We start from the raw sequence: 4,123 nt of genomic DNA on the forward strand, positions 1-4,123 counted from the left end.
GAATGGCTTGAACAGTTCGTGCATTACTACAACCATCAGAGACCGCATCAATCGCTCGATGGAAGAACGCCCGTCGAGGAGGTGCTAAACTAGACAGTGCCTGAAGATCGTACATATCGATAAACCATGAACTATCTCGACGGCTTCGAACGAACGGTACGGTGCGACGGGGGGGACACCGCCGTCGTCACGGCCGACGGCGCGGAGCGGACGTACGACGAACTCGATCGCGAGAGCACGGCGTTCGCGAACGCGGTCCACGAGCGGATCCCGGACGCGCGCTGCGGGACGCTCGCGCGCAACGGAGTCGAGACGATCGCGTCGATGATCGCCGGGCAGAAGCGCGGTCGCGGGACCGTTCAGCTCCCGTTCCGTGCCGGCGCGGACGAGCTGGTCCGGATGCTCGACGACGCCGACGCCGACGGGATCCTCTTCGACGACGCGAACGCCGACCTCGCGCTCGACGTCGTCGAGCGGGCCGGTCTCGAGTTCGCCGTGCACGCCGGCGACGCGTCGCTCGACGACGGGCGCGCGGTGTCCTACGAGGAGTTCGTCGCGGACGCGCCCGCCGACGCCGTCGTCGAGCGGGCCGACACGGACGAGTACGGCGTCTTCTACACGAGCGGGACGACGAGCCGGCCGAAGGCCGTCCGATTCGATCAGGAGTCCATGTGGCTCGGCGCGACGCAGGTCGTCATGGAGATGAGCATCGAGCCGTCCGACGTCGCGCTCGTGACGACGCCGTGGTACCACATGGTGACGTCCGACGCGTGGATCCTCCCCCACCTCCTGACCGGCGCGACGCTCGTGCTCCAGCCCACGTTCGAGCCGGACGAGGCGCTCGAACTCGTCGCCGCGCACGACGTCACCGGGATGCTCGCCGTGCCGACGCAGCTCGACGTGCTCGCCGAGCGGCAGGCCGAACTCGATCTCGACGTCGAGACCCTCGACTACATCCGGACCGGCGGCGCCGTCGTCAGCGCCTCGCTCGTCGAGCGCGCCGCCGAGCACCTCACGGAGACCGTCTACAACAGCTACGGAATGACCGAGGGCGGTCCGAACCTCGCGTACGCCCACCCGGAGGTGCAGGACGAGCACACGGGGTCGGTCGGGAGGGAGTCCTACGCGTGGGAACTCCGCGTGGTCGACTCCGTCCCGCCGGACGAGGACCCCAACCCGGACGCGATCGTCGGTCCCGGCGGCACGGGCGAGATCCTCGCGCGGTGCGAGGGGATGTGCGACGGCTACCTCAACGACCCCGAGGCCGAGGACGACCTCTTCGTCGACGGCTGGCTCCGCACCCACGACGTCGCCGACGTGGACGAGGGCGGCTACCTCTACATCGTCGATCGCGTGGACAACATGATCCTCAGCGGCGGGGAGAACGTCTACCCGCAGGAGGTCGAGCAGGTCCTCCTCGAACACGGGAGCGTGAACGACGTCGGCGTGGTCGGTCTCGACGACGACCACTGGGGCGAGGTCGTCGCGGCCGTCGTCTCCGCCAACGACGACGTCGCCGCGGACGACCTCGATCAGTTCTGCGTGGCCCACAGGTCGCTCGCGAACTTCAAGCGCCCGCGGCAGTACGTCGTCACGACCGACGACCTGCCGCGGACCGACACGGGGACGCTGGAGCGCGCGACGGTGAAAGAGCGGTTCTTCTCGGCGGTCCGCGACGGCGGGTCGCGCGCCGAGGGTGAGAATACGACCTGACGACTCGCGAAACGGCGAGTAGCGTTACTCGGTGCCGTGCTTCTCGACGTCGACGTCCGCGAAGGAGACGTCGCGCTCCTCGACGTCGACGCTCAGTGAACCGATGTTCTCGATCTCGGCGTCGACGGTGTCGCCGTCGCGCAGCGGGCCGACGCCTCGGGCGTCCCGGTCGTGATGACGTCGCCGACGTCGAGCGTCGCGCCGATGGAGGCGTACTGCACGACGTCCGCGCACGTATAGACCATGTCGCTCGTGGTGTCGGACTGGCGGACCTCGCCGTTGACCGCGAGTTCGAGGTCGAGATCCTGCGGGTCGCCGACCTCGTCGGGCGTGACGACGTACGGCCCGACGACGGTGAACGTGTCGTAGGACTTGCGGTTCGAGCGGTCCTGATCGCCGCGCACGGAGATGTCGAGCAGGATCGTGTAGCCGAAGATGTTCTCCCACGCCTCCTCGTTGTCGGCGTTCTTCGTCTCCTCGCCCATGACGAAGGCGAGTTCGACCTCGTGGTCGATCCGCCGGTCGTTGAACGGGATGACGATGTTCTCCTCGACGCCGATGACGCTGGAGGGCGCCTTCAGGAAGTAGCCCTTGTCCTCGATGGAGAACCACTCGTCCGTGGTGATGTCCCTGTCGGCGATGGCCTCCTCGATGTGGTTCTCGTAGTTGAGCGGCGCGGCGATGACCTTTCCGGGACGGCCGACCGGCGCCTCGATCGACACCTCATCGAGGGCGTAGTCCGCGTCGGCGTCCGCGTACTCGCTGGCGTCGTAGTCCCCCGCCATGTACTCGACGAGCGGTTCCTCGGCCGAGAGACCGAGCCGACCGGTGAGATCGACGACGCCGTCGCCGCCCTCACTCAGCACGCCCAGCCTGCCGTCGTCGAACGTGACGAACTTCATGCGTTCGAACGTTCACCTGCTCCCTCTTAAATCACGTCTATCTCTGCCGATCGTTCGTTGTATTCCGAGGGGAGCAAACGCTTTGTGGGTCGCACACGCACGACGAGACCCATGCGACACGCCTTCGATGGCACCGAGCCGATACTCGCGGAGAGCGCGTCCGTCTCCCCCATGGCCTATCTCGTCGGGGACGTCGCGGTCGGGGAGCGATCGAGCCTCTGGCCCTTCGTCTGCCTCCGGGGCGACCACGGACCCGTCACGGTCGGCGACGACACGAACGTACAGGAGTTCACGATGCTCCACGGCGCCGAGATCGGCGACCGCGTGAGCGTCGGCCACGGCGCCACGATCGACTTCGCGTCCGTCGCCGACGACGTCCTCGTCGGGATGGGGAGTCGCGTCCTCTCCGGCGCGAGCGTCGAGTCGAACTGCATCGTCGCCGCGAACGCCGTCGTCCGGAACGACCAGACGATCCCCGAGGGCCACCTCGCGTACGGCGTCCCCGCGGAGACCCGGCCGCTCACGGACGGACAGCGCGAGCGGATACAGGACAACTGGCGGCACTACACCGACCTCGGCGAGCGATTCGTCGCGGACGGTCCCCACGAACGACCCTGAGGACCGAGTGACCGCCGAGCCGTCGGGTCGCGTTAACTGTGGCGTTGTGACGGACGGCGAGGGAGTGGAGCCACGATTCCGAGACATGAGACCCGACATGAGTGGAACCATTTGAAAACAGGGAAGTCCGTCGTTCTATCCCCTAGAGGTCATTTCCTATGGCATTCCGATTCCCATGCGAAACCATCTGGAATCGGCATCCGTCTTCGTCAAGGACGTTCACCACGTGATCAGCGTCCTCGACGAGGAACGCGACAGTATTCAGCCGACATCGTCGGTGGAGGTCGGCCAGAAACCATCGCGTCGTCTGCTTCGTTGCCGTCGGAAAGAGCCTGAACTGCAAGTCTCGTTCGTGTCAGGATCGACGGCACCGTACAGCCAGTAGTCGTCACCGTTGGTGCGGATCACCTTCTCGTCAACCGCGAGTTGATCCGCCCTCGCCGTCGAAACGAGCTGGAGACCGGCCTTGTACACCCAGAGGTGAATCGCGTCGTGACCGCGTTTTGACCCCGACTCATCGAGGAGCTGACTTGCATATTCCACATACATATAGTCGATGTTACACCGGGTGCCCACGTGAGTCGCCCACTCGGGAGTCCGCCTGCGCTCCACAAACGACAGGCCGATCCTCTCGAGACATCCACTGAGGGGTCGGATTCTGGCATAGTCACCCGGAGCTCGTCCGACCCATCCTCTAGCTTAACGCGACCTATCGTTGACCCGGTTCACTCTTCGAGAAATCCGAGGTCGCGCGCGATGAGGTCGGCGAGCTGGTCCGCGACGTCCGGATCGACTTCCGCTTCGTCGGCGCCGTCGTGGACGCGGTCGTTGTGACGCTCGACCGTCTCGGCGACCTCCGAGAGCGGCACGCGATTCGTGGTGCCACAGGC

At 66.1% G+C, this 4,123-nt stretch carries 4 protein-coding genes and 1 pseudogene; 3 read left to right on the plus strand and 2 right to left on the minus strand.

What is annotated here, in order from left to right:
* On the plus strand, positions 1 to 93 hold a 93-nt coding region (locus tag AOZ13_RS13025; protein ID WP_148294603.1), incomplete at its 5' end, for an integrase core domain-containing protein.
* A gap of 33 nt (positions 94 to 126) precedes the next feature.
* Positions 127 to 1,713, plus strand: a complete 1,587-nt coding sequence (locus AOZ13_RS13030; protein WP_020221247.1) for a class I adenylate-forming enzyme family protein — start codon at positions 127 to 129, stop codon at positions 1,711 to 1,713.
* Between the two features lie 24 nt (positions 1,714 to 1,737).
* Here AOZ13_RS13030 and AOZ13_RS13035 read toward each other — a convergent pair.
* Positions 1,738 to 2,615, minus strand: a pseudogene (locus tag AOZ13_RS13035) (fumarylacetoacetate hydrolase family protein).
* A 111-nt stretch (positions 2,616 to 2,726) separates the two neighbouring features.
* Between AOZ13_RS13035 and AOZ13_RS13040 the strand changes: the two are divergent.
* The gene (locus tag AOZ13_RS13040) at positions 2,727 to 3,233 is read left to right on the plus strand and encodes a gamma carbonic anhydrase family protein (protein WP_020221249.1); all 507 of its coding nucleotides are present in this window, start codon (positions 2,727 to 2,729) and stop codon (positions 3,231 to 3,233) included.
* Between the two features lie 261 nt (positions 3,234 to 3,494).
* On the opposite strand, the gene AOZ13_RS14615 is transcribed toward AOZ13_RS13040, so the two are convergent.
* Positions 3,495 to 3,809: an IS6 family transposase gene (locus tag AOZ13_RS14615; protein WP_199897001.1), complete on the minus strand. Its 315-nt coding sequence runs from the start codon at positions 3,807 to 3,809 to the stop codon at positions 3,495 to 3,497.
* Between the last annotated feature and the right edge of the window lie 314 nt (positions 3,810 to 4,123).

It is taken from the genome of Halarchaeum acidiphilum MH1-52-1 (assembly GCF_000474235.1).
Classification (GTDB): domain Archaea; phylum Halobacteriota; class Halobacteria; order Halobacteriales; family Halobacteriaceae; genus Halarchaeum; species Halarchaeum acidiphilum.

Bases quoted from the DNA above. Each gene is read 5' to 3' on its own strand.
- AOZ13_RS13030 (WP_020221247.1), top strand. From the start codon at position 127: ATGAACTATCTCGACGGCTTCGAACGAACGGTACGGTGCGACGGGGGG.
- AOZ13_RS13040 (WP_020221249.1), top strand. From the start codon at position 2,727: ATGCGACACGCCTTCGATGGCACCGAGCCGATACTCGCGGAGAGCGCG.